At 72.2% G+C, this 4,145-nt stretch carries 3 protein-coding genes; 2 read left to right on the forward strand and 1 reads right to left on the reverse strand.

Annotated features, from left to right (window positions below):
- The first annotated feature begins 64 nt into the window (after window positions 1–64).
- Together IBX62_09905 and IBX62_09910 are read left to right on the forward strand one after the other, a co-directional pair.
- Window positions 65–1,042 carry an ABC transporter ATP-binding protein gene (locus IBX62_09905; GenBank protein MBE0477399.1) on the forward strand — a complete coding sequence of 326 codons (978 nt, stop codon included), beginning with the start codon at window positions 65–67 and terminating at the stop codon, window positions 1,040–1,042.
- The gene (locus tag IBX62_09910) at window positions 1,042–2,544 is read left to right on the forward strand and encodes a hypothetical protein (protein ID MBE0477400.1); all 1,503 of its coding nucleotides are present in this window, start codon (window positions 1,042–1,044) and stop codon (window positions 2,542–2,544) included. The genes IBX62_09905 and IBX62_09910 overlap by 1 nt, the downstream gene beginning before the upstream one ends.
- Window positions 2,545–2,566: 22 nt before the next feature.
- On the opposite strand, the gene IBX62_09915 is transcribed toward IBX62_09910, so the two are convergent.
- The gene (locus tag IBX62_09915) at window positions 2,567–3,895 is read right to left on the reverse strand and encodes an adenylosuccinate lyase (protein MBE0477401.1); all 1,329 of its coding nucleotides are present in this window, start codon (window positions 3,893–3,895) and stop codon (window positions 2,567–2,569) included.
- Between the last annotated feature and the right edge of the window lie 250 nt (window positions 3,896–4,145).

Raw genomic sequence — 4,145 nt, forward strand, 5'->3', positions numbered from 1 at the left:
TCCACCGGGAGCGGTGGGGCTAGCGGCGTAGGTACCGGAAGAGCCCGGATGAAGGGAGCGGGACGTGCCCGAGGAGAGCGTCATCCGGTTCGAGGGGGTCACCAAGCGCTTCGGCAGGACGGTCGCCGTCGACGACCTCACGTTCGACGTGCGGCCGGGAGAGGTCTTCGGCCTGCTCGGCCCCAACGGCGCCGGCAAGACCACCACGCTGCGTGTGCTCCTCGGCCTGCTGAAGCCGGACGAGGGGCGGGCCACGGCCTTCGGCCACGACGCCTGGCACGAGCCCGTCGCGATGCACCGTCGGATGGCGTACGTGCCTGGAGAGCTGTCGGTGTGGCACGGGCTCTCCGGCCGGCGCATGCTCGACCTGCTGGGGGCGCTGCACGGCGGCTACGACCTCGCCTACCGGGAGGAGCTCGTGGAGCGCTTCGACTTCGACGAGGGCAAGAAGGGCCGCTCCTACTCCAAGGGTAACCGTCAGAAGATCGCGGTGATCGCCGGGCTCATGACGCGCGCCGAGCTGCTCGTGCTCGACGAGCCGTCGGGCGGTCTCGACCCGCTGCTCAACGCCGAGTTCCAGGAGTGCCTGCGCGAGGCCAAGGGACGCGGACAGACCGTCTTGCTGTCCTCGCACATCCTCTCCGAGGTGGAGGCGGTCTGCGACAGGGTGGGCATCCTGCGCCGCGGGCACCTCGCCGAACTGGGCACGCTCCCGGAGCTGCGGCACCTTTCGGCGCTGAAGGTGGAGGCGACGATCGTCGGGGAGCCGCCGCCACTGGAGGGGGTGCCCGGCGTGGAGGAGGTCGAGGTCGCCGACGGACGCGTCAGCATGAGGGTCCGAGGCTCCACCGACCCCGCGCTCAAGGCGCTCTCCTCGGCGGAGGTCACGTGGCTGCAGGTGCGCGAGCCGTCGCTGGAGGAGCTCTTCCGCACCTACTACGGCGAGGCCGGCCACGCCGACGAGGAGCGCGGCCGGGAGGAGGCGCGGCGCCGGCGTGGGGAGAAGACCGCTGGGCGCCGCCGGAAGGACGGGCAGCGCTGATGGCACGGTACGGCGGCTTCCGCGCGTGGTTCGAGTCGCTGCGCCATCACCTCCGGCTCCTGGGCGTGAGCTCGATCGTGTGGATCGTGCTGATCGCCGGAGCGAGCGCTCTCGTGATGACCGGCTGGGAGGAGGCCTACCCGACGCAGCTCGAACGGGAGGCGCTGGCGACGCAGGTCGAGGGCAACCCAGCCTTCGAGGCGCTGTTCGGCAGGGCGCGCGGGATCGACCAGGCCGGCGGCTTCGCGCTGTGGCGCGTCGGTGGGGTGACGACCGTGCTCGCAGCGGTGTGGGCGATGCTTGCGGCGACGCGGATCACCCGCGGCGAGGAGGACGAGGGGCACGCCGAGCTCCTGCTCGCCGGCGCCGTGAGGCGCACCGGGCTGCTCTCCGCGGCGGCGGTCGCCCTGGCGATCGCGGTCGCGGCGCTGTGGGCCGCGACGTTCGGATCGCTCTCGGCGATCGAGGCCCTCTCAGCCGAGGACGCCGCGATCGTCGCGGGCGCGAACGCGGCGTGCGCGGCGGTCTTCGGCGCGCTCGGGCTGGCGCTGGCGCAGGTCGCGCCGTCCCGCACCCACGCGGTGGCCGCCGGGGCGGCGGTCATCGTGCTCGCGCTGCTCGTCCGCGTCGCCTCGGGCGTGGAGGCGCTGGAGGCGCTCGAGTGGACGACGCCCTTCGGTTGGGTGAACCTGCCGGCGGCCGAGGACGGCGGATGGCGCCTCTCCGTGTTCTGGTTGTTCGCGCCGCCGGCGGCCGCCCTGGCCGCCGCGGCTTTCGCGATGAGATCGCGCCGGGAGCTCGGGGGGTCCGTGCTCCGCGCCGGCGACGAGGAGCGTGCGGGCGTGCCCATGCGCTCGCTCCCTGCGCTGGCCGCGCGGGAGGTGACACCAGGCCTGCTGGGCTGGGGGATCGGCGCGGCGGCCTTCACGCTGCTCATCGGCCTGCTGACCGGCGAGGTCGTCCGGTTCGTCGAGGCCTCGCCCGGGTTCGTCCGCCTGATGGAGGAGGTCGGCTTCGCCGGCCTGGACAGGCCCGAGGGGTTCGTCGGGCTGGCGATGACCTTCGCCGTGCTCATCGTCGCGCTGTTCGCCGTGACCACGGTGGCCGGGATCCGCGACGACGAGGCGTCGGGCCGGCTGGAGCCGATCCTCGCCCGGCCGGTCTCGCGATGGCGCTGGCTCGCCGTGCGCGCCGCGGCGCTGAACCTGCTGCCCATCGCGCTGCTGTTCTTCGGCATCGGCCTGCTCGCGTTCGCGGCCGTGCCCAGGCTCACCGGCATGGTGGCGTTCGGCGCGGTGCTCGTGACCTTCGTGTTCGAGTTCGTCGGCGCCTTCGTCGACCTGCCGGACGTGCTGCTCGAGGCCGCGCCCTTCCACCACTTCGAGCCCGTGCCCGCCGCCGACGCCGCCGTCGGACCCGCGCTCGTGATGCTGGCGATAGGAGCGGCCGCGACGCTCCTCGCGTTCCCGCTGTTCCGCGGACGCGATGTGGAGGAAGCCTAGCGGCGGGAGGACCGCGCGCGTCCTACTCGCCGAACTCCAGCCCCTCGAGCCGCTCGAACACGACGTCCACCCTGCCGAGGAACGAGCGCGGGTCGAACAGCGCGTCGAGGTCGGCGGCGGGGACCCCGGCGGCGGCGAACTCGGGATCGGCTTCCAGCGCCTCCCGGAACGTCGGTCCCGACCGCGCCTGCTGGATGTCGTCCCACACCCGCATGGCCGCGCGCTGCACGATCGCGTAGGCGTCCTCGCGCAGCATGCCGGCGTCCACGAGCGCGAGCAGCACCTTGGACGAGTAGATGAGGCCGCGGGTCGCCTCGAGGTTGGCGAGCATGCGCTCGGGGTAGACGACGAGCCCGTCGAGCACCCACGCGAGCCTGTCGAGCAGGTAGTCGGTGGCGATCGACGAGTCGGCGAGCACCACGCGCTCGGCGCTGCTGTGCGAGATGTCGCGCTCGTGCCACAGCGCCACGTTGTCGAAGCCGACCTGCGCGTTGGCCTTCACCACCCGCGCGAGTCCGCAGACGCGCTCGGCGGTGATCGGGTTGCGCTTGTGCGGCATCGCCGAGGACCCCTTCTGGCCTCGCGCGAAGGGCTCCTCGGCCTCGAGGGTGTCGGAGCGCTGCAGCGCGCGGACCTCGGTGGCGACCTCCTCGGCGGTCGAGGCGACGGTGGCCAGCACCGCGAGGAACTGCGCGTGGCGGTCGCGCGGGACGACCTGGGTGGAGAGCGGCTCGGGGGTCAGTCCGAGCTTCTCGCAGACGTAGGACTCGACGAACGGGTCGATGCTCGAGTACGTGCCGACGGCGCCACTGATGGCGCCGACCGCGACGGCCTCGCGGGTGCGCTGCAGCCGCTCCAGCGAGCGCTTCCAGGCCCACGCCCAGCGCGCGAACTTCATGCCGAAGGTCATCGGCTCGGCGTGGATGCCGTGCGTGCGCCCCACGCAGACCGTGTCGCGGTACTCGAACGCGCGCCGCTTGCAGATGAGCCCGAGCCGCCGGACGTCGGCGACGACGACGTCGATCGCCTGCGCCATCTGGTAGCACAGCGCCGTGTCGCCCAGGTCCGAGGAGGTCATGCCGTAGTGGACCCACTTGGACGCCTCGCCGATGTTCTCCGCGAGATTCGTGAGGAACGCGACGACGTCGTGGTTGGTCTCGCGCTCGATCTCGTTGATGCGATCCACGTCGAATGCCGCCCGGATGCGCACCTCGGTAGCCTCGACGCCCGGCACCACGCCGATCTCGGCCTGAGCCTCGGTGGCCAGGACCTCGATCTCCTTCCAGGTCTCGTACTTGTTCTCGAGGCTCCAGATGCGGCCCATCTCGGGCCGGGTGTAGCGCTCGATCATGGCGCGCTCCTCGGAGTCGGCGTCCTGAGGGCGGGGCGACAGGTCCTCACACCTCGATTATCGCCGAGGACTGCCGGTCGGTCACGCACGGAGGGCGCCGGGGGGCGGGCTTATACAGACTGCGTATGCGGGTCGACCAGGGAGGCTGCGAGGACCGTCGACAGGCGTTATGCTGGCGAAAGAGGAGCCGGCCGGACGCCGAGAACGCTGCTTATACGGCTATCGGCGCTGGGCAGGCCGATTCTACGGT

It is taken from the genome of Coriobacteriia bacterium, from assembly GCA_014859305.1.
In the GTDB taxonomy this organism is placed as follows: domain Bacteria; phylum Actinomycetota; class Coriobacteriia; order Anaerosomatales; family Kmv31; genus Kmv31.

What these genes read in the sequence shown, in the direction of transcription:
- IBX62_09910 (MBE0477400.1), top strand. Translation starts at nt 1,042, where the DNA reads ATGGCACGGTACGGCGGCTTCCGCGCGTGGTTCGAGTCGCTGCGCCAT.
- IBX62_09915 (MBE0477401.1), bottom strand. Translation starts at nt 3,895, where the DNA reads ATGATCGAGCGCTACACCCGGCCCGAGATGGGCCGCATCTGGAGCCTC.